This window comes from Polaribacter atrinae, assembly GCF_038023995.1.
GTDB lineage: Bacteria > Bacteroidota > Bacteroidia > Flavobacteriales > Flavobacteriaceae > Polaribacter > Polaribacter atrinae.
Genome location: NZ_CP150660.1, coordinates 1,746,286 through 1,766,949, shown reverse-complemented (window position 1 = coordinate 1,766,949; position 20,664 = coordinate 1,746,286). Strand labels below are relative to the sequence as shown.

General features: G+C 30.5%; 23 protein-coding genes, 1 tRNA gene and 1 pseudogene. 17 read left to right on the top strand and 8 right to left on the bottom strand.

Translation table 11 applies throughout. The features are described from left to right. Positions 1–5: 5 nt before the first annotated feature. Positions 6–395 carry a DUF2306 domain-containing protein gene (locus tag WG945_RS07785; protein ID WP_068448857.1) on the bottom strand — a complete coding sequence of 130 codons (390 nt, stop codon included), beginning with the start codon at positions 393–395 and terminating at the stop codon, positions 6–8. Between the two features lie 86 nt (positions 396–481). Continuing rightward, positions 482–2,107, bottom strand: a complete 1,626-nt coding sequence (gene pruA, locus WG945_RS07780; RefSeq protein ID WP_068448854.1) for an L-glutamate gamma-semialdehyde dehydrogenase — start codon at positions 2,105–2,107, stop codon at positions 482–484. Between the two features lie 154 nt (positions 2,108–2,261). Here pruA and WG945_RS07775 point away from each other — a divergent pair, with 154 nt between their 5' ends. Beyond that, the gene (locus tag WG945_RS07775; RefSeq protein ID WP_068448851.1) at positions 2,262–2,966 is read left to right on the top strand and encodes an NRDE family protein; all 705 of its coding nucleotides are present in this window, start codon (positions 2,262–2,264) and stop codon (positions 2,964–2,966) included. On the opposite strand, the gene WG945_RS07770 is transcribed toward WG945_RS07775, so the two are convergent. The 3 genes and pseudogenes from WG945_RS07770 to apaG all read right to left on the bottom strand — a co-directional run bounded on the left by WG945_RS07770 (position 2,944) and on the right by apaG (position 4,408). Beyond that, positions 2,944–3,471, bottom strand: coding sequence for a hypothetical protein (locus tag WG945_RS07770; RefSeq protein WP_068448849.1), 528 nt, complete (start codon positions 3,469–3,471; stop codon positions 2,944–2,946). The two genes, WG945_RS07775 and WG945_RS07770, sit on opposite strands and share 23 nt — an antisense overlap. A gap of 243 nt (positions 3,472–3,714) precedes the next feature. Continuing rightward, positions 3,715–3,870: pseudogene (locus tag WG945_RS17740) on the bottom strand (DUF3667 domain-containing protein); the annotation flags it as partial. 151 nt (positions 3,871–4,021) lie between these two features. Then, positions 4,022–4,408 carry a Co2+/Mg2+ efflux protein ApaG gene (gene apaG, locus WG945_RS07765; protein WP_068448847.1) on the bottom strand — a complete coding sequence of 129 codons (387 nt, stop codon included), beginning with the start codon at positions 4,406–4,408 and terminating at the stop codon, positions 4,022–4,024. 381 nt (positions 4,409–4,789) lie between these two features. On the opposite strand from apaG, the gene WG945_RS07760 reads away from it, so the two are divergent. From WG945_RS07760 to WG945_RS07735, 6 genes are all read left to right on the top strand, one after another. Continuing rightward, positions 4,790–5,125 (top strand): hypothetical protein, encoded by a 336-nt coding sequence (locus tag WG945_RS07760; RefSeq protein ID WP_068448845.1) that lies wholly within the window; start codon positions 4,790–4,792, stop codon positions 5,123–5,125. Positions 5,126–5,180: 55 nt separating this feature from the next. Beyond that, positions 5,181–5,501: a hypothetical protein gene (locus WG945_RS07755; protein WP_068448843.1), complete on the top strand. Its 321-nt coding sequence runs from the start codon at positions 5,181–5,183 to the stop codon at positions 5,499–5,501. A gap of 91 nt (positions 5,502–5,592) precedes the next feature. After that, positions 5,593–5,922 carry a hypothetical protein gene (locus WG945_RS07750; protein ID WP_068448842.1) on the top strand — a complete coding sequence of 110 codons (330 nt, stop codon included), beginning with the start codon at positions 5,593–5,595 and terminating at the stop codon, positions 5,920–5,922. Positions 5,923–5,993: 71 nt separating this feature from the next. Next, positions 5,994–6,320, top strand: coding sequence for a hypothetical protein (locus WG945_RS07745; RefSeq protein ID WP_068448840.1), 327 nt, complete (start codon positions 5,994–5,996; stop codon positions 6,318–6,320). A 71-nt stretch (positions 6,321–6,391) separates the two neighbouring features. Next, a complete protein-coding gene (locus tag WG945_RS07740; protein ID WP_068448838.1) occupies positions 6,392–6,754 on the top strand; it encodes a hypothetical protein in 363 nt (120 codons plus the stop codon). Positions 6,755–6,876: 122 nt separating this feature from the next. Further along, a complete protein-coding gene (locus WG945_RS07735; protein ID WP_068448836.1) occupies positions 6,877–8,226 on the top strand; it encodes a sigma-54-dependent transcriptional regulator in 1,350 nt (449 codons plus the stop codon). Here the strand turns inward: WG945_RS07735 and WG945_RS07730 are convergent. Then, positions 8,219–10,648: an ATP-binding protein gene (locus WG945_RS07730; protein ID WP_082864189.1), complete on the bottom strand. Its 2,430-nt coding sequence runs from the start codon at positions 10,646–10,648 to the stop codon at positions 8,219–8,221. The two genes, WG945_RS07735 and WG945_RS07730, sit on opposite strands and share 8 nt — an antisense overlap. 98 nt (positions 10,649–10,746) lie before the next feature. Beyond that, positions 10,747–11,964 carry a DUF5103 domain-containing protein gene (locus WG945_RS07725; RefSeq protein WP_068448832.1) on the bottom strand — a complete coding sequence of 406 codons (1,218 nt, stop codon included), beginning with the start codon at positions 11,962–11,964 and terminating at the stop codon, positions 10,747–10,749. Between the two features lie 204 nt (positions 11,965–12,168). On the opposite strand from WG945_RS07725, the gene WG945_RS07720 reads away from it, so the two are divergent. The 6 genes from WG945_RS07720 (at position 12,169) to nqrF (ending at position 18,243) form a co-directional block, all read left to right on the top strand. Next, positions 12,169–13,518: a Na(+)-translocating NADH-quinone reductase subunit A gene (locus WG945_RS07720; RefSeq protein WP_068448830.1), complete on the top strand. Its 1,350-nt coding sequence runs from the start codon at positions 12,169–12,171 to the stop codon at positions 13,516–13,518. Between the two features lie 4 nt (positions 13,519–13,522). Next, entirely contained in the window at positions 13,523–14,722 is a 1,200-nt protein-coding gene (locus WG945_RS07715; protein WP_068448827.1) for an NADH:ubiquinone reductase (Na(+)-transporting) subunit B, read from the top strand. A gap of 2 nt (positions 14,723–14,724) precedes the next feature. Beyond that, on the top strand, positions 14,725–15,471 hold the full coding sequence (locus tag WG945_RS07710) for a Na(+)-translocating NADH-quinone reductase subunit C (protein WP_068448825.1): 747 nt from the start codon (positions 14,725–14,727) through the stop codon (positions 15,469–15,471). Between the two features lie 3 nt (positions 15,472–15,474). Further along, the gene (locus WG945_RS07705) at positions 15,475–16,122 is read left to right on the top strand and encodes an NADH:ubiquinone reductase (Na(+)-transporting) subunit D (RefSeq protein WP_068448822.1); all 648 of its coding nucleotides are present in this window, start codon (positions 15,475–15,477) and stop codon (positions 16,120–16,122) included. Between the two features lie 82 nt (positions 16,123–16,204). After that, the gene (gene nqrE, locus WG945_RS07700; protein WP_082864188.1) at positions 16,205–16,930 is read left to right on the top strand and encodes an NADH:ubiquinone reductase (Na(+)-transporting) subunit E; all 726 of its coding nucleotides are present in this window, start codon (positions 16,205–16,207) and stop codon (positions 16,928–16,930) included. Positions 16,931–16,932: 2 nt separating this feature from the next. Beyond that, positions 16,933–18,243 carry an NADH:ubiquinone reductase (Na(+)-transporting) subunit F gene (gene nqrF / locus WG945_RS07695; protein WP_068448818.1) on the top strand — a complete coding sequence of 437 codons (1,311 nt, stop codon included), beginning with the start codon at positions 16,933–16,935 and terminating at the stop codon, positions 18,241–18,243. A 101-nt stretch (positions 18,244–18,344) separates the two neighbouring features. Here the strand turns inward: nqrF and WG945_RS07690 are convergent, their stop codons facing one another. Further along, on the bottom strand, positions 18,345–18,524 hold the full coding sequence (locus WG945_RS07690; RefSeq protein ID WP_157603559.1) for a hypothetical protein: 180 nt from the start codon (positions 18,522–18,524) through the stop codon (positions 18,345–18,347). 229 nt (positions 18,525–18,753) lie between these two features. Between WG945_RS07690 and WG945_RS07685 the strand changes: the two genes are divergently transcribed. From WG945_RS07685 to WG945_RS07670, 4 genes are all read left to right on the top strand, one after another. After that, positions 18,754–19,545, top strand: coding sequence for an alpha/beta hydrolase (locus tag WG945_RS07685; RefSeq protein ID WP_231874582.1), 792 nt, complete (start codon positions 18,754–18,756; stop codon positions 19,543–19,545). 52 nt (positions 19,546–19,597) lie between these two features. Continuing rightward, on the top strand, positions 19,598–20,047 hold the full coding sequence (locus tag WG945_RS07680) for a retropepsin-like aspartic protease (protein ID WP_068448815.1): 450 nt from the start codon (positions 19,598–19,600) through the stop codon (positions 20,045–20,047). Positions 20,048–20,068: 21 nt separating this feature from the next. Beyond that, positions 20,069–20,518, top strand: coding sequence for a GatB/YqeY domain-containing protein (locus tag WG945_RS07675; RefSeq protein WP_068448814.1), 450 nt, complete (start codon positions 20,069–20,071; stop codon positions 20,516–20,518). Positions 20,519–20,532: 14 nt separating this feature from the next. Further along, positions 20,533–20,606: transfer RNA gene (locus WG945_RS07670), tRNA-Arg, on the top strand. The last annotated feature ends 58 nt before the right edge of the window (positions 20,607–20,664 follow it).

Genomic DNA, 20,664 nt, shown 5'->3' with positions numbered 1-20,664 from the left:
TATGCTTAATTACCAAAAAAGAAAGTGTGTAAAAAACGACCTGGAGTTAAAGTAAAGCCTCCGGCAATAACGATTGCTCCAAAATAAAGGAAAATCATTTTTAGTTTATGTTTTTTTATTTGTCCTTTTTTTATGGCAATTATAGCTGTAGGAACACTGTACAATGTTAGGATACTAAATAGATGTATATAACCAAAATGATTCAAAAATTGAACACCTACATAAGCAGGCATAAACAATGTAATAATTGCTGTAATTACCATTAAAGACATATAGATTTTGCCTAATAGTTTATGAAAAGGAGTTCCTTTTCTTACGGCTAAAAGATACCCGCCAATAAAAATACAAGGAACAACAGTTACCAAATGAGAGTACATTAAATATTGATATGCCATAGGTTTGATAAGTTTTTGCCAAAATAAGGGAAATAAAAAGCCTCATCAAATTTGATGAGGCTTTTTTTGTAAAACGAACTTTACTATTATCCTAAGAAAGGATATTTATAATCTGTTGGTGATACCAATGTTTCTTTTATCAATCTAACAGAAGTCCAACGTAATAAGTTTTGTGCAGAACCAGCTTTATCATTTGTTCCAGAAGCTCTTGCGCCTCCAAATGGTTGCTGACCAACAACTGCTCCTGATGGTTTGTCGTTAATATAGAAGTTTCCTGCAGCATTTTCTAATGCTTTAGAAGCTTGCTCAACAATATATCTATCTCTAGAAAAGATAGCTCCTGTTAAGGCATATTCAGATGTTTCATCAACTAATTTTAATGAAGCTTCCCACTCAGCATCTTCATATACGTAAACGGTCATTACAGGTCCAAATAACTCTGTATGCATTGTTGCGTATTTAGGAGATTTAGTAACAATTACAGTTGGCTCAATAAAGTATCCAACAGATTTGTCATGGTTTCCACCAATAATTATTTCTGCATCTTTATCAGCTTTAGCTGCATCAATATAACTTGCTATTTTATCAAAAGAACCTTCATGAATAACAGCGTTAATAAAGTTATTAGTGTCTTCTGGAGACCCCATTTTTAACTCACCAACTTGTGCTGTTAAATGTTGTTTAATTTCTGGCCAAAGTGACGCAGGAATGTAAGAACGTGAAGCTGCAGAACATTTTTGACCTTGGTATTCAAAAGCACCTCTTGTCATTGCAGTAGCAACTTGTAAAGGGTTAGATGAGTTGTGTACCCAGATAAAGTCTTTTCCACCAGTTTCTCCAACAATTCTTGGATATGTTTTATAGGTATGAATGTTGTTACCTATTTGTTTCCATAATTCTTTAAAAACATGAGTAGAACCTGTAAAATGTAATCCAGAGAAATCTGGAGAAGCTAAAACAGTATCAGAAATCATAACAGGATCTCCGTAAACAACGTTTATAACACCATCTGGCAAACCAGCTTCTTTAAATAAATCTACAATTACTTGTGCAGAATATGCTTGATGATCAGACGGTTTCCAAACAACAACATTTCCCATTAAAGCTGCTGATGCAGGTAAGTTTGCAGCAATAGATGTAAAGTTAAAAGGAGAAATTGCATATATAAATCCTTCTAAAGGTCTGTACTCAACTCTGTTCCATACTCCTGGAGAAGATGTTGGTTGATCTTTAAAGATATCCGTCATATATTCTACGTTAAAACGGAAGAAATCGATCATTTCACAAGCAGCATCAATTTCTGCTTGGTACACATTTTTAGATTGTGCAATCATTGTTGCAGCATTCATTCTTGCTCTATAAGGACCTGCTAATAATTCTGCAGCCTTTAAGAAAATTGCAGCTCTTTCCATCCAACTAACGCTAGACCAAGCCTCTCTTGCAGCTAAAGCAGTAGAAATTGCAGCATCTACGTGCGATTTATCTGCTGTGTGATATTGCCCAACTACATGTTTATGATCATGAGGAGGTGTAATATTTTTAGTGTTTCCTGTTCTAACTTCTTCACCATTAATGTGCATTGGCACATCAATATTGCTGTTAAACATTGCTTTATATGTAGCTAATAATTCTTCCTTTTCAGGAGAGCCCGGAGCGTACCCTTTTACAGGTTCGTTTACTGCTTTCGGAACATTAAAAAATCCTCTTGCCATTTTGTATGTTTTTTAAATTTTAATCGACTAATTTTGAGTTTCAAAGTTACAATTTTTGTTTCAATAATTTTAACTGAATTTTGATGTCCTTTGTTAAGGAATATATAAATATATTGTCTAAACGTAAAGTTTATCATAAATAATTATAAGATATATGTGTACTGTAACCTATCTGCCTTTAGAGGGTGGTAATTTTATTCTAACTTCTAATAGAGATGAAACTCCACTAAGAAATACAATTCCACCAGAAAAATATATAGAGAACGGTACTACATTAACGTATCCAAAAGATGAATTAGCAGGTGGAACTTGGATTGGTTTAAGTGATAAAAAACGATTAGTTTGCCTTTTAAATGGTGGTTTTAAAATACATACAAGAAAGAAATCTTACAAAATGAGTAGGGGAATTATTGTGAAAAATATTTTATCTGCTGATGATGGAGTTTCTTTTATCAATAATTTTGATTTTACGGAAATAGAACCTTTTACCTTAATTTTAGTCGATTGGAAAAATGAATTAGAAACCTATGATTTGGTTTGGGATGGAACAATAAAACATTTTAATAAATTGCCTCAAGAACCAAAAATTTGGTCTTCATCTACTTTGTATACAGAAGAAATGAAAGAAATGAGGAAAGAATGGTTTGCGGGTTGGTTGCAAAAAAACAACGAGTTTCAACAAGAAAAAATATTAGAGTTTCATCAAAATGAAAATTTAGGAACTTTAGGTACTTCGCCTAAAATGAAACGCGAATTTGTAGAAACGGTAAGTATTACTTCGGTAATTAAAAAGAATTTAGATGTTAAAATGCAGTATTTAGATTTTGTAAATAAAGCTAAAACAATGCAAAAGCAATAAATGAAATAAAAACAATGCCTAGTGAAGTGAAAATCATAAACAAAACATTTGCAAACAGGTATTTTAAAAGTGTTTTTATAAAACTTTGTTCGTAGAAATTTTTCATTGCTAAAAATAAATATAACAAGAATAATATTAAAAAGAATCCTGCGTAACTCTCTGTTTCTATAAAAATATTTAAAATATAGAACATTGAAAGTAGTAAGAAAAATACTGTTTGAGTATGGAACACAAATATTAAGTGCTCTATATAAGTAAATTTTCTTCGGATGTAAATTAAGCGTAAAAAGAGTGTAAATAAAGGTAGTAATATAAATAACGCAATAGAGGAATATGAAAGTAATTGCTTTCTTAATTTTTTAGAAACTGTTTTATCAGTAAAAATAGTATTGATTAATTGCGACCTTGAATACCAAAATTTGTTTGAAAAACTTTTATGTATTTTTAAACTGTCTAAAGCATCATCTACATAAATATTAGGATGTTGTTTTTGAAATTTTAACATCTTAACAATTTTTATTTCTTTACCCGCAACTTTAAGAAATGGTGTCTTAGAAATAGAATCTTTTAGAATAGTTAATAAGGAGTCTGTTTCTTTAAAATTAGAGGTAGCATCCTTTTCTTGAGCTTCCTTTAAGTCTAATTGTATAGCTGTAAATACATCTGTATTGTTCGGTTTTTTTCCATTTCTAAAATTATTAAAATCGTTATAACTATCTGTGATACCAATAATTAAAAAGAAGACAACAGAAACCGTCAGGTAGAATTGAAATGGATTGGAATAACGTTGCCTTTTCCCTGCAATGTAATTTTTAGAAACTTCTCCTGGTTTTATTAAAAGCGGAATTAATGTTTTCCAGAATTTGGTGTCAAAACTGAATAAGCCACTAAATAATTGGTGAATAAAACTGTAAAAAGTAATTCTATTTCCTTTATTCTCTTGCCCACAATCTGGACAAAATTTTTCTTGTCCGCTAAAAGGATGTCCACAATTTAAACATGCAGGATCTTTTATAATAATTCTATTCTTTTTAGATGTTGCTAGTTTAATGTTGCTAGTTTAATGTTGCTTGGGTTGTTAGTTGAAAAGTTGGTATTATTACCTTAAATTGCTCAAAAGTCTCTAGGTTTATCATGGTGTAAAAACCTTTCATAGCACCTATGTTGGATTCTAGGAAACAACCAGAACCATACTTATACATGTCGTTTGGTTTTAAAATTGGAGTTTGCCCAACAACACCTTCTCCGCTAACAATTTCTGTGTTATTAAGCGTATCAAAAATGGTCCAAAAACGATCTGTTAGTTTTACTGTTTCTGTAGATTTATTTTCAATAGTAATTATGTACCCAAAAATGTGGTGCAGTCTGTTGTTTCTGTAGTTTGTGCCTTTATACTTTGTGTCAACAGAAATTTTTATGCCTTTTGTAATCTGGTTTATCATCAATAGTAAATGTAGTTTTTTTGATTTTAAATTACAAATGATTTTTAATCTCATTTATGGTTTCTTTAAAATTACAGTCAATCTATGATTGTTTTTATAATAAACAGCTTATAAGAATTCTAGTTGCATCTAAATAAGAGTTTTTGGTACACCATGCCTTTTAATATGAGAGGTCTTTTCTTTTGTGTCGTGTAAAGTTTACTCATTTACACTATTAATTACACATGTTTTACACGGATTAATTATAGTGGTAAAACACGGGTTAATTATTAAGTCGTTGATTATAAGTGTTTTTTTGGTGTTTGTTAGGAGGTAACTCTTAATGGCATATTTATTTCTATATACTAATCAGAAATAATAATAACCTTAAAAACTTAAATTATGAAAAAATTAATTTTTACAGTAGCAGTAGCAATCTTATCAAGTGGAGTTTCAATTTCTGCAGCAAACATCAACAATAGCAATTATGCTGATGAAGTAATTGTGATGACAATTAATGAAGACTTTAAAGAGGTTGCTCTAGAAGATTTACCAGAAGGAGTAAGTAATGCAATTTTAAAAGATTATCCAACGGCTATTATTGGGAAGGCTTATGTGAACGGAAGTGAGCAATATAAAATTGAATTTACTATTGATGAAACTAAGAATATTGTTTATGCAGATAAAGAAGGTAATTGGTTAAAAGAAGAAGATATTACAGCTAAACAAGGAGCATAGATTTAAATAAAAAAACTTTTAACTCAATTTTTAAATACCAATTAAGTCCTTAATTATGAGAGAAATAATTTTAACTATAACTGTAGCAATCTTTACAAGTGGAATTTCAAGTTCTGCTTTAGCGAAGAACAATATTAATTCTAACGAATATGTTGAGGTAATGCGTAAAGATTTTAAAGAAATTACTTTAAAAGAAGTTCCGGTAGCTGTTAAAACTGCTATTGTAAAAGACTTTATAGCTGCCTTTGTTACTAAAGTTTATGTAAATGAGAGTAAGCAATATAAAATTGCACTTACTATAGATGATGAAACAAAATTTGTTGTTTTTGCAGATAAAGAAGGGCATTGGTTAAAGGACAAGGAAATAAGAGCATAAAAGTGATGTAGTTATAGGTTGAGGGTCTATAATTATAAATTTCAAAATACTTAATCACAAAAAAATAATTAATAATTAAAAACATACAATCATGAGAAAATTAATTTTAACAGTAACCGTAGCACTTTTAACAAGTGGAGTATCAGTATTTGCAGCAAACAATTTAACTAATAACAATGTAGATGAAATTGTTGTTGTAGTAACCAATGATGATTTTAAAGAAATTTCAGCAAAGGAATTACCAGAAGCAGTTTCTAATGCAATTATAAAAAACTTTCCATCAGCTACAGTTAATAAACTATATGTAAATGGTAGTGAACAATATAAAATTGATCTTACTATTGATAAAACTGATGCTGTAGTTTATGCAGACAAAGAGGGGAATTGGATAGAAGAAGGTGATGTTGTAACAGCAGAATAAGTTAGCCTAAAAGGTAGTGAGATTACAGATTTTAAAATAGTCAACCATAAATAATATAAAAAATAGATATCATGAGAAAATTAATTTTAACAGTAACCGTAGCACTTTTAACAAGTGGAGTATCAGTTTTTGCAGCAAACAATTTAAATAACAATGTAGATGAAATTACTGTTGTAGTAACCAATGATGATTTTAAAGAAATAAGCGTAAAAGAATTACCAGTAGCGGTTTCTAATGCAATTGTAAAAGATTTTGGAACAGCTACAGCAATTAAGGCATATGTAAACGGTAGTGAGCAATATAAGTTTGAACTTACTTTAGATGGAGCTGAAAGTGTAGTGTATGCAGACAAAGAAGGTAATTGGTTAAAAGAAACCGATGTTATAGTAAAAGAATAAGTTAGGGTACCAAAGTAGTGTAATTACAGATTTTAAAATAGTCAACCATAAATAATATAAAAACATATATCATGAGAAAATTAATTTTAACAGTAACCGTAGCACTTTTAACAAGTGGAGTATCAGTATTTGCAGCAAACAATTTAACTAATAACAATGTAGACGAAATTGTTGTTGTAGTAACGAATGATGATTTTAAAGAGGTTTCAATAAAGGAATTACCAGAAGCAGTAACGAAGGCAATTCAAAAAGACTTTTCTACAGCTACAGTTCTTAAAGCTTATGTAAATGCAAGTGAGCAGTATAAAATTGAAATTACTGCAGATGGAGCTGAAGGGGTAGTTTACATAGATAAGGATGGGAACTGGTTAAAAGGTACAGATATTATTACAGCAAAAGAAGAAGGAGACGTTAGTGAAGAAAAAGCGGAGTAATTAAAGACTTAAGGATCTTTAATCTCAATTTTTGAAAGAGAAAGACATTTTTTAATTAAAATGTCTTTTTTTTGATTACAATCAATTTATCTTGATATTTTTGTAAGAAATGTATAAGCTTTATGAAGGAGATTTTATTAGTAGAAGATGATGTAGCATTTTCAGAAATGTTGAAGCAGTTTCTTAAGCGACATAAGTATGTTGTGGAGGTTAGTTATAACATAAAAAATGCTTTGCAGCAGCTAGAAAAGAAAAACTACGATTTAGTTTTTACAGATTTACGACTTCCAGATGGTGATGGGATTGCCTTATTAAAGCAAATAAAAGGAAGTAAACACGCTACTCCTGTAGTTTTAATGACGAGTTATGCAGAGGTTTCTACAGCTGTACAAGCAATGAAACAAGGTGCTTTTGATTATATATCCAAACCTTTTAACCCAAGCGAAGTTTTAGAAGTTATTAGCAATGCTTTAGAGGAAAAGGCTGGTGATGTTGACAATCATCAAGAAAAAGAAGAGCAAGAAGAAAAAGAAAGTAGCAAAACTGATAGCGGTTTTGTAAAAGGAATTAGTAGTTCATCAAAAGTACTTGATGAATATATTTGTTTGGTTGCGCCCATTAATATGTCTGTGCTGATTACTGGAGAAAGTGGTACGGGTAAAGAAGTGGTTGCAAAAACAATTCACTTAAAAAGTCCTAGACATAACAAACCATTTATTGCGGTAGATTGCGGTGCAATACCTAGAGAAATCGCTTCGAGCGAGTTTTTCGGACATAAAAAAGGTTCTTTTACGGGGGCTAATGAAGATAAAGTTGGGCATTTCGAATCTGCAAATGGAGGAACTCTTTTTTTAGATGAAGTAGGTAATTTAACTTATGAAAATCAAATACAACTTTTGCGTGCTTTGCAAGAAAGAAGAATTAAGCCTGTTGGAAGTAGTAAAGAAATTAAGGTTGATATTCGTTTAATAACGGCAACTAATGAAGATTTACTTTTGGCAGTTGAAAAAGGTGATTTTAGGGAGGATTTGTACCATCGTTTAAATGAGTTTTCTATTAAAGTACCTAATTTAAAAGACAGAAAAGATGATTTAATCTTGTATGCAGATTTCTTTTTAAATAAGACCAACCAACAATTGAATAAATCTGTAATTGGTTTTTCTAAAAAAGTATTAACTATTTTTCAGAATTATCAATGGCCAGGTAATTTAAGAGAGCTGTCTAATGTTATAAAAAGAGCTACTTTATTAACAAAGTCAGAAATTATAGATGTAGATGTTTTGCCTAGTGAGTTAACGAAGGTAAAAGAAAACACTATTTCATCAAATAAATTTTCTACAAAAGAAAACGAAAAAGTACTTATTATTAGCGCGCTAGAAGAAGCCGGAAATAATAAAACTCAAGCTGCAAAATTATTAAATATTACAAGAAAGACACTTTATAATAAAATGAAAGAGTATGACCTTAATTAAGGTAGTCTTCTAATATTATTATAAAGGTATTTAATTGTTTTTCAAAATCTGCAAAATTGGCTTTGTCAATAGATTTAGTAGTTTCAAATACCTCTAAATAAGGTATTACAGCTTTTACTTCTAGTTGCTTAAACATACTAAGCATTTTATGGCTTATTTCATTTATGGTCTTAATGTCAGCGTCCTTTTTTGCTTTTTCTAACAGTAAGCTATTATTTTTTGTGTCTTCTAAAAAAATATTTAAGGTGTTTTTTATGGTGGTGATATCGTTACCTAAAAAAGACTTTAAAGATTCGATACTAAAACCAACACTTAAGCCCTCTCTATTGTTATCTATTTTAGATTTAAGAGGTACACTGCTCGATTTAAAAAAGAGTTGTAAAACATCTTGAAGCTGTTTTGAGTTGAAAGGTTTTATCAATACTTCTGCAAAGCCAATTTTTAAATACTCTTCTCTAGAAATATTTGCACGCCCTGTCATAGCGATGATCGGTTGACTTTTGTAAAGTTTATGATTTTTAAGGATTTCCATAAAATGGATACCATTCATTTTTGGAAGTTGAATGTCCGTGATTACAAAATCATACGAAATTTCATCAATAGCTTTAATAGCGTTTTGTGCATTTTCAAACGTATATACTTTAATATTAAATTGTTTTAAAAAAGCATTTAAAAGTAAACGCACAGATGCATCGTCTTCCACAACAACGGCAGTTAGGTTAAAAGAGGTGGTTGTGTTTTTAGTTTCTTCAATTTTTGTAATTGGTTTGTCAGATAATTTTACGGGTATTTTTAAAGTAAAAGTGCTACCTACATTCAGTTTGCTATCTAAGGTTAATTTTCCGCCTAAAAGTTCTGCTAGTTTTTTAGAAATGGTTAAGCCCAAACCAAAACCTTTTAAATTATTGTCGCTTGCATTTTCTGCCTGATTAAAAGCTTTAAAAATAGTTGCTTTTTGGTCTTTACTAATGCCAATTCCGGTATCCGTAATTAAAATTTCTAAGGTGTTTTTATTGTTCTGTTGTTTTATAGAGCTTGCAATAGTAATTGTTCCTTCGTTTGTGAATTTACAAGCGTTTACAACTAAATTATATAAAATTTGTTTAATACGAAACGGATCACTAATAATAAGACTGTTGATGGAGTTGTCTTGTTTAACGACAAAACGAACAGGTTTATCTTGAATGATACTTTTTGAATTCAGAATAATTTCTTTAATATAACTTTCTAAGTTAAAAGGAATAGATTCAATAGCAATATGTCCATTTTCTAGTTTAGAGAATTCTAAAAGGTCATCTACTAATTGCCCCATATAAGTTGATGCGCTTCTAATATGGTCTAAGTAGTTTTTGTCTTTTGTGTTTGCTGTCGATTTTTGAAGTAGTTCACTAAAACCAGAAATAGTGCTTAGTGGAGTTCTTAAATCATGACTAACCATAGAAATTAACTGTTCTCTACTTTTTAAAAGAGATTTTGTTGTACTGTTCGCTTTTTCTAATTGTATACGGTAGCGCTGGGTTTTCCAGAAATCACTTAGAATAATAATAGAAAAAATGATAATGATAATAAAACTAATACCTGCTGCTAATAGAATAATTTTTCTACTTTGGTTTAACGTTTCTTCTCGTTGTTTGTCCATATTGCTAGTATAGAAAAGGATATCTTTTTCAAGATTTTCTAACAATTCTTGTAATTTTCTAGAAATGGTTAAATCATTATTTATAAGCTCGTTTTGTTTTTTTCTAAGAGAAAAACGTTGGCTGTTGTTTTTACTCTGAGCCTCTTTTAGCATTTTTCTAGAAATAGAAACTAAAGAGTCTATTTGTTTTTGTTCAATATTATTGATAGAATCTTTTGGTACATATTGGTTTAATGCTAGTGCAAAATTTTCTAATTTAGAACCCGTTCCATTATCAAAATATAAAGGGTTTTTGATAAAATCATTTATTGTAATTTTTAAAAGAAGAGAATCTATAGAGCCTAATTTATTTATAGCTTCATTAATAGGTTTATTAGAGTCGTAGTTGGTGTTTAAATTTTTTAAATCGATAATATTCTTTAGTTTTTTATCAATAATTAATTTAATACTATCCAAAATAAATTCTTGAGAATTGTTGGCAACAATAAGACTTAACGAATCTATTTTTGATACTAATTTTTTATTTTCTTCTAGATATTCATTAAATTTTGAAGGAGAATTTAATTGCAACGCAGCTCTGGCAATACTTTCATTTTTGTATATGTGGGCTATTAAGGTTCCTGTTTTAACAATTACGTTTCTATCCGAGATATCTTGCTTTTGGAATTGTGTAAATGTTTTTAATTCAGAAAGCACTAAAAAACCAGCAACAGTAGCTAAAAGGCCCAATATTATGTAGCCTATTATAACTTTAAAAGTAATTTTCTTTTTTAATGATTGCATAAATGAGTAGGTAATCGTGTTTTCTGTATGTCTTAGTTTAATAAAAGTAAAAAATATAAAACTGATACCATTTTTAAGTTAAAATATAAATACTTTGTTTATCTATTCTGATTGAAAAAACCAGTTCCAATGCCAATTACACGTTCATAAAAACTACCAAAAGGTTTGTAGTATACAATTACAGTATATTCGTTTTCGGTTTCGTAATGTGAACCTAGAATATCATTTGTATTTACTTTTCCGTCAGCATTTAAAGTTGCAAAAGTATAATTATAAAAACCTTGCTTTAATAGAATACTGCCTGTATAGTATTTCTCTTCAGGATGATACTGCATTCTATTTTCTTCGGTAATATTAAAATCATTAAAAGCACCGTAAACATAAAGGTCTTTATTTGCAATGGGTTCATCGGCCAAAATAGAAAAGTGCATCATTGCATAATCAGCTTCCGTTCTAGAATCATCTGCTTCAATAGTTCTAACAACAAATTGTCCGTTAATGTCTGGATTGTATTTGTATTCACTAAATTCATTATACGTATAAGGATATAAATAATGATGAAAAACATCTTCTTTAATTACTTTAACTACATTTAAGCTATTATTTCGGATAATTTTATTGTCGAAGTAGAGGAACTCATTTCCTCCCCAAAAATTTGTTTTGTTGGTATAAGTGTATAATAATTGATTTGGTTTAAAGAATGTAGGCTGTAAGTCTGTTATTTTTTCGTTCCAATTATTATTTTTTAGGATTACAACATTTATTTCTTGACTAGGATTGTTGATTGTAATATTTGGGTGATTTATAGAAAACTGTACCGTTTGTTGTGTATTTAATGTTTTTGTATTTCTGCTTCTTTCTACAGATACACCAACGGTTGTTGCATTTTCGTACAAAACAAAACGCCTTGTAAATACAAGTTCATCATAATTATTTAAAACAGATAAAAGGTAGTTTCCGCTTTTGGTGATTACTGTGTTCACATTCGGTATTTCTACAGAATGATGAGAGTAGCTTTGTAGGGTGTTAAAGGAATTAGTTACCTCTATAATTGTATTTTGGTCAAAGCCATTAATGTATTGGCTAGATGACATTCTGCTAGGTTTCCAATCATGCGTCATGTGTTCTATTTTGTATTGATAATCTTTGCTATCTGCATCTAAATCATCAAACGAAAGTTCTAAAACAGTACCTAAAGGAACAATGGCAGAAAAGTTGTTTTCTTGCAACGGTCTTAACTGAATAGATTTTATATTTTGCGAAAAAGAATTTAAGCAAAATGGGATAAAGATAATAATTAAAAGCTTTTTATACATATTACAAAAATAGTGTTCATTTATTTTAATTATCAACATTTAAGCCAAAAATTATACTTACAACGTTTTCATTTAACAGTTCTATTTAGAATTATTATAAATAAGGACATTTGCTTAAGATAAAAGTTAAAATGTTTCATTCATACATAGCAAAAAGCCTAAATTTGCTTGATTTTTTAAGATAACTAACAATTCCAATTTACTATGTCAAAAGACATTCGTATTAAAAAAGGCTTAGATATTAAGCTTGTTGGCGCTGCAGATAAAACTACTAAAGAGGTTTCTTTAAGTAGCATTTATGCAGTTAAGCCAGAAGACTTTCACGGAATTACACCTAAACTTGTTGCTAAAGAAGGAGCAGAAGTAAAAGCAGGAGAAGTACTTTTTTATTCAAAAAGTGACGAACGCATTTTATTTCCAAGTCCTGTTTCTGGTAAGGTAGAAGAGGTAATACGTGGAGCAAGAAGAAAAGTATTAGCAGTTAAAATATCTGCAGACTCAACACAAGAGTATAAAGATTTCGGTACTAAAGATGCGGCTAAAATGTCTGCAGAAGAGGTGAAGAATCATCTATTTGCTTCTGGTTGTTGGCCATTTGTAAAACAACGTCCGTATGACGTGGTTGCAAATCCAAATCAAGCCCCAAAAGCAATTTTTGTGTCAGCGTATGCAAGTGCACCTTTAGCAGCAGATTTAGATTTTACTTTAGCAGGTAAAGAAGCCGAATTGCAAGCAGCAATTACAGCGGTTTCTAAACTTACGGAAGGTAAAGTACATGTTTCTGTAGGAGCAAATTCTAATTCGCCTTTATCTAAAATAAAAGGAGTAGAGTTGCATAAAGTTTCTGGTCCACATCCTTCTGGTAATGTGAGTACTCAAATTGCAAACATAGATCCTATTAATAAAGGAGAAGTTGTTTGGGTAATTACACCACAAGATTTAGTTGTTATTGGAGAATTACTTTTAACAGGTAAGTTTAATGCAACTAGAACAATTGCTTTAACAGGTTCTAAATTTAGCAAACCTCAATATGTAACTGCAATTGCAGGAGCAACTATTGCAGATATTACCGCTAAAAATTTAGTAAATGATAATACAAGAATTATTAGTGGAAACGTACTTTCTGGAAAGCAAGTAAAAGAAACTGAATTCTTAGGGTATTATGATAACCAAATTACAGCGATCCCGGAAGGAGATGATTATGAATTATTTGGTTGGAATAAACCAGTTTTTAATAAGATATCTGCCTCTAGAGCGTTAACTTTCTCTTGGTTAACACCAAAGAAAAAATACGATTTAAATACAAACACAAACGGAGAGCATAGAGCATTTGTTGTAACAGGATCTTACGAAAATGTTTTTCCTTTAGATATTTATCCAATGCAGTTGTTAAAAGCATGTATGTATAAAGATTTAGATGAAATGGAAGCTTTAGGAGGTTACGAAGTAGCTCCAGAAGATTTTGCACTAACAGAATTTATTTGTGTATCTAAACAACCTCACCAGAAAATAATACGTGAAGGTTTAGATTTAATGAGAGAAGAATTAGGATAAGATTATGGGCTTAAAACAAAATTTACATAATTTAAAAGAGAAATATAAAGGAACTAAAATGGCTCCTGCATTTAATGCAATCCATACCTTTTTATATTTACCAAATGATGTTACTCACGGAGGAACACATATAAAAGCAGCAGACGATTTAAAGCGTACCATGAACACGGTAATTATGGCTTTAGTTCCTTGTTTGATTTTTGGAATGTTTAATGCAGGTTTTCAACATTACGCAGCTATAGATGGTTCTTTAAGAGCAGATGTATTAGCTAACTTTTTTACGTTGGATAACCTTTGGATTGGAATCATAAAAGTATTACCATTAGTAATCGTTTCTTACGGAATTGGTCTTGGAGTAGAATTTATTTTTGCTATTATAAAAGGTCATGAAGTAGAAGAAGGATACTTAGTAACAGGTATGTTAGTACCATTAATTGTACCAGTTGATACGCCGTTATGGATGTTAGCTGTTGCAGTCGTTTTTGGTGTTGTAATTGGTAAAGAAGTTTTTGGTGGTACAGGAATGAACATCTTAAACCCTGCTTTAACCATTAGAGCTTTCTTGTTTTTTGCATATCCAACTTGGATGTCTGGAGATAAAGTTTGGGTACATGATGCTGTAAATAGAGCAGGAACTGCAGATGCAATTTCTGGTGAAACTATTTTAGGAAGTTATGCTCAAAATAGTGAAGTAATTTATTCTAATTTTGATAAGTTCATGGGATTCATTCCTGGCTCTGTTGGAGAAACATCTACATTATTAATCCTTTTAGGAGCAGCTTTCTTAATCTTTACTAAGATTGGAAGTTGGAGAATAATTGTTTCTACATTTTTAGGAGCAGCAGTTATGGGATTAATTTTTAATCAAATAGTAGCAGCAGATATTATTACAGAATCTAGTTCGTTTTACGGATTAATGAATACTGTTTGGTGGGAACACTTAATGATTGGTGGTTTAGCATTTGGAGCTGTTTATATGGCTACAGATCCTGTAACGGCATCACAAACAAATAAAGGGAAATGGATTTACGGTTTCTTAATTGGTTTTATGTCAATTATGATTCGTGTATTTAACCCAGCATATCCAGAAGGAGTATTCTTAGCAATCTTATTAATGAATGTTTTTGCTCCAACAATAGACCATTATGTGGTACAAGGAAATGTAAAGAAAAGATTAAAACGTACTAAAGTTAAAACTGCCTAATTATGAGTAAGAGAACAGATAGTAATTCATATACAATGATTTTTGCCGTAGCAATGGTATTAGTTGTTGGTACTATGTTAGCTTTTACGGCTTCGTCTTTAAGACCAACCATAACAGCGAATCAACGTATAGAAAAACAGCAAAATATCTTGTACGCTATGGGCGTAAATGATAATGATGAAACAAGTGCAAACTTTGTTTCTACAGAAATTGCTCAAGAAGAATTTAAAAAATATATTAAAAAGCAAATAGTTATTCAAGGTGATAAAGTTACTGAGGATGAAAAAGCTTTTTTAATTGATATTAAAAAAGAACAAACAAGCGCAAAAGAAGGAAACGAACGTCGCTTACCTTTGTTTATTGGTGAGAAAAATGGGGAGACTTTTTATATTGCGCCAATTAGAGGAAAAGGACTTTGGGATGCAATTTGGGCTTATGTTTCTATAGATAAGAACATGGTTATACAAGGTGCTTATTTTGATCATAAAGGAGAAACGGCTGGTTTAGGAGCAAACATAAAACAACGTTTTTTTATGGATGATTTTATTGGAGAACACTTATTTTCTAGCAATGGAGACTTTAAAGGAGTTGCTGTAGCGAAAGGAAATAATGATCCAATGAATGAAGACAAAACGGATAATGAAGTAGATGCCATCGCTGGAGCAACAATTACAGGTAACGGAGTGTCTGCAATGATTAAAGATGAGTTAAAGCTTTACATTCCTTATTTTAAAACTTTAAAAAAATAGTTTATGGGACTTTTATCAAAAAAAGACGCAGCATTAATTACAGATCCTTTATTAGATGATAACCCTATTACTATACAAGTATTAGGTATTTGTTCTGCTTTAGCTATTACGGCAGAATTAAAAGCATCTTTAATTATGGCGTTTTCAGTAATGGCAGTATTGGCTGTAGGAAACGTAGTTATTTCATTAATGCGTAACATTATACCATCTAAAATTAGAATTATTGTACAACTAGTTGTAGTTGCTGCTTTAGTAATTGTTGTAGATTTAGTTTTAAAAGCTTTTGCTTATGAACTAAGTAAAACACTTTCTGTTTTTGTTGGTTTAATTATTACAAACTGTATTATTATGGGACGTTTTGAAGCTTTTGCTTTAGCAAACGGACCGTGGAAATCTTTCTTAGATGGAATTGGTAATGCTGCAGGTTATGGTTTAATTTTAGTTATTGTAGGTTTCTTTAGAGAATTATTAGGTTCTGGTACTTTATTAGGATTTAAAGTTTTAGGAGATCCTATTACTAAAACAGGTTTGTATGCATTTGGTTATGAAAATAATGGATTTATGATTATGCCTCCAATGGCATTAATTGTAGTTGGTATTATTATTTGGATACAGCGTAGTAAAAACAAATCATTAATAGAAGAGAATTAAAAAGTAGGCAGTAAAAACAGTATTCAGTTGGCAGTAAATGCTGATTCTGAAAACTGCAAACTGCAAACTGAAAACTAAAAATATGGAACATATAGAATTATTTTTCAAATCGATATTTATAGATAACATGGTATTTTCAGTATTCTTAGGAATGTGTTCTTACCTTGCAGTATCTAAAAAAGTAACTACTGCCGTTGGTTTAGGAGCTGCTGTAATTTTTGTATTAGCAGTTACTGTACCATTAAACTGGTTATTAGATCAATATATCTTACAACCAGGTGCATTAAAATGGTTGGGTGCAGAGTATGCAGAATACGACTTAAGTTTCTTATCATTCATCATGTTTATTGCAACCATTGCAACCATGGTACAGTTGGTAGAAATCATTGTTGAAAAATTCTCACCTTCATTATACAACTCTTTAGGTATTTTCTTACCGTTAATTGCAGTAAACTGTGCTATCTTAGGTGGAAGTTTATTTATGCAATCTCGTGAGATTCCTACCTTAGGTTTAGCTTTAACCTACGGAGTTGGTTCTGGAATTGGATGGTTTTTAGCAATTGTAGCAATTGCTGCAATTCGTGAAAAAATTAGATACTCTAACGTTCCACCTGCATTAAGAGGTTTAGGAATTACGTTTATCATTACAGGATTAATGGCTATTGGGTTTATGAGTTTTGGAGGAATGTTAACAGGTGGTGACGATAAAGAAGAAGAAAAACCAGCTACAGAAGCTAGCATTAAGAAAGAAGAAGTAAAATCAGCTAAAGAAATTGTAGCTGTAAACACAAATACAAACCAAGAGTAGATATGATATTAGCAGCAGGTACAACAGGAACCATTATTGCAACAGTAGCAGCTTTTTTAGTATTAACACTGGTATTGGTAGCATTATTATTATTTGTAAAACAAAAACTATCGCCATCTGGTCCGGTAACAATCACTATTAATGGTGAGCGTAAAATTGAAGTAGGTTCTGGTAGTTCACTTTTAACAACTTTAGGAAACGAAAAAATATTTTTACCATCTGCATGTGGAGGTGGGGGATCTTGCGTTCAATGTGAGTGTCACGTAAATTCTGGTGGAGGTGAAGCTTTACCAACAGAAACACCTCACTTTACCCGTAAAGAATTAAAACATGGTATTCGTTTAGCTTGTCAGGTAAAAGTAAAACAAGACATGGATATTTCTATTCCAGAAGAAATCTTCGGGATTAAGAAATTTGATGCTGTTGTTGTTAGAAATTACAACGTAGCTACTTTTATTAAGGAGTTTGTTGTTGAAATTCCAGAAGATATGGGGTATAAAGCAGGTGGATATATTCAAATTGAAATTCCAGCTTGTGAAATAAACTATGCTGATATGGATATTACAGCACATCCAGAAGAGCATGATACTCCAGATAAATTCGAAGCAGAGTGGGATAAGTTTAAACTTAGACCATTAGTAATGAAAAATACAGAAACTATAGAAAGAGCATATTCTATGGCTTCTTACCCAGCAGAGGGAAGAGAAATTATGTTAAATGTACGTATTGCAACACCTCCTTTTGATAGAGCTAAAGGTGGCTGGATGGATGTAAATCCAGGTATTGCATCTTCATATATTTTTAACCTTAAAAAAGGTGATAAATGTGTTATTTCTGGACCTTATGGAGAATTCTTTATTAATGAATCTGATGCAGAAATGTTATATGTAGGTGGTGGAGCAGGTATGGCACCAATGCGTTCTCACTTATATCACTTATTCAGAACATTAAAGACTGGTAGAAAAGTTACTTATTGGTATGGAGGTCGTTCTAAAGCAGAATTATTCTATATCGAACACTTTAGAGCATTGGAAAAAGATTTTCCAAACTTTAAATTCTATATTGCTTTGTCTGATCCAACAGAGGCAGATAACTGGAAAAAGAAAACAGATATTAATGATGAGTCTGGAGACGGTTTTGTAGGTTTTATTCACAACTGTGTTATTGAAAACTACTTAAATCACCATGAAGCTCCTGAAGATTTAGAATTGTATTTCTGTGGGCCACCTTTAATGAACAATGCTGTTCAGAAAATGGGAGAAGATTTTGGTCTTGCAGATGAGAATATTCGTTTTGATGACTTTGGAGGATAGACTTCAATCAATTATAATATTAAAAACCGATTCAGAAATGAATCGGTTTTTTTTTATATTTAATGTTATATTCTAAATAATATAGATCATTACTTTAAGTTTTACTCTTTAATTTTAATATCAACATTTCCGTCCCCATCAGTTTTTACACTTCCTTGTGGAGTTTCAATATTCACATTATTTTCTGTTTTTACTTCTGTCTTTTTTTCTTCTTTTTTATCTTCTCTACAAGCACTAAACGATAATGTTAAACATACAACTACAAATAATAATTTTTTCATTTTTTTGTTTTTTGAATTCATAGTAAGTTAAATATAATTTTTAATTATAGTCACTATATTTTAAGAAATAGTTATCTAATTTTATAATGTTTTGAATCATTTTAATTTTCATATTTCTTTTCAGGTATTTACTTTAATTGTTGGTCTTTGTTTTATGTCACTTTTGTTATCGTTGTAATTTGTATTTATAATCTTTAAAAATGATTAATTTTGTTTTTCAAATTTTTAAATGATTTATATATTTTATTCTTTAACTGTAATCATAGTTATTTTTTTTATGAGTGCCTTTTTCTTTCAAGAAAAATTTATTTTTTTGAATGGAGATCAATTAGATCAGAATCATCAATATCACTTTATACACAAGTTTGAAGAACTCTTTTTAAAAACTGATGGAGACAATGTAATTAATGCACTTCATTTTCAATTACAAAATCCAAAAGGAGTTGTTTTATTTTGCCATGGTAATAAAGGGAATCTAACAAAATGGGGCGATAGAGTTGCCCATTTTTTAGAATACAATTATGAAGTTTTGGTTTTTGATTATCGGAATTACGGAAAGAGTACAGGTGATTATAATGAAGGAGCGATGTATAATGATGGTTTAGTAGTTTACAATCACTTAAAAAAGAATTTTAAAGAAGAGAATATTGTGGTGTATGGTTTTTCTTTAGGTGGTACTTTTGCAACCAAAATAGCTTCTCTAAATAAGCCTAAGGAATTAATTTTAGAAGCACCTTTCTTTAACTTTAAAAAAGCTGCTGCTTACAAGTTTAAATTTGCTCCTACTTTTTTATTGAAGTATCATTTTAGAACTGATAAGGATGTTTCTAATGTAACATGTCTTATTACACTTTTTCATGGAAATAAAGACAATACCACTTCTTATATGCAATCTAAAAAGTTGTTAAAGCTGAATATAGGAACCAAAAATAGGTATGTAGAGATTGACGGAGGAACACATCATAATCTTAAAGAATTTGTGACTTATAAAGTGAGTCTAAAAGAAATTTTAGAGCGATAGTACTTCTTAAAACTTTTAAATCGTATTTTTGATAACTTCAAAGAATAAAAAAATGAGTAGTATTGATAAAATTTTAAAGAAGAAGAAATTCGTTAAAATAAAACTAAAGAAAATTGCAACGAATCACCTAGAATTAAAAGCAGCAATTAATGGTGTAAAAGGGCGATTTATATTAGACACAGGTGCTTCTAACTCATGTGTAGGATTAGATATGATAACTCATTTTAATTTGGATGCTCAAGAAAGTGAAACCAAAGCGGCTGGGGCAGGAGCGACAGATATGGAAACTTTACAGTCTGATAATAATTCTTTAAAAATAGGAGATTGGAAAACAAATAAATGCCACTTAGTGTTGTTCAATTTATCACATGTAAATACAGCTTTAACACAGCATAAAGCAAAAGAAGTACATGGTATTATAGGTGCAGATGTTTTACAAAAGGGAAAAGCATTTATAGATTATCATAAAAAAGTGTTGTACTTAAAGAAAACAAAGAAATAATTAATTTAAAAATAAAATACAATGAGTTTGCAAAAACAAGTAATGGATAAAATGAAAGAAGCAATGAAAGCAAAAGACACAGTTGCTTTACAGGCTTTAAGAGCTGTTAAATCGGCATTTTTATTAGCGAAAACAGAAACAGGTGTTCAAGCAGAAATTACAGAAGAGCAAGAAATTAAAATTATTCAGAAACAAGTTAAACAAAGAAAAGATAGTGCTGCTATTTTTATTGAACAAGGAAGGCAAGATTTGGCTGATCCGGAGTTAGCAGAATTAGCTGTTTTAGAGCAGTTTTTACCAGAAGCTTTATCAGAAGAAAAAGTAGAAGAAGTTGTTATTGCGGCTATTCAAAAACTTGGAGCATCTGGTATGAAAGATATGGGAAAAGTTATGGGAGTTGTTTCTAAAGAATTAGCAGGACAAGCAGATGGTAAAGTTATTTCTGTTCTTGTAAAAAAGAATTTAATGTAAATTAAGTTTTACTAGGCTGCGTAGTTCAACTGGATAGAATATCAGATTTCGGCTCTGAGGGTTGGGGGTTCGAATCCCTTCGCGGTCACAAAAAAAGACCATAGTAAAAGAAATAAAAATCTTTTACTATGGTCTTTTTTAATTTT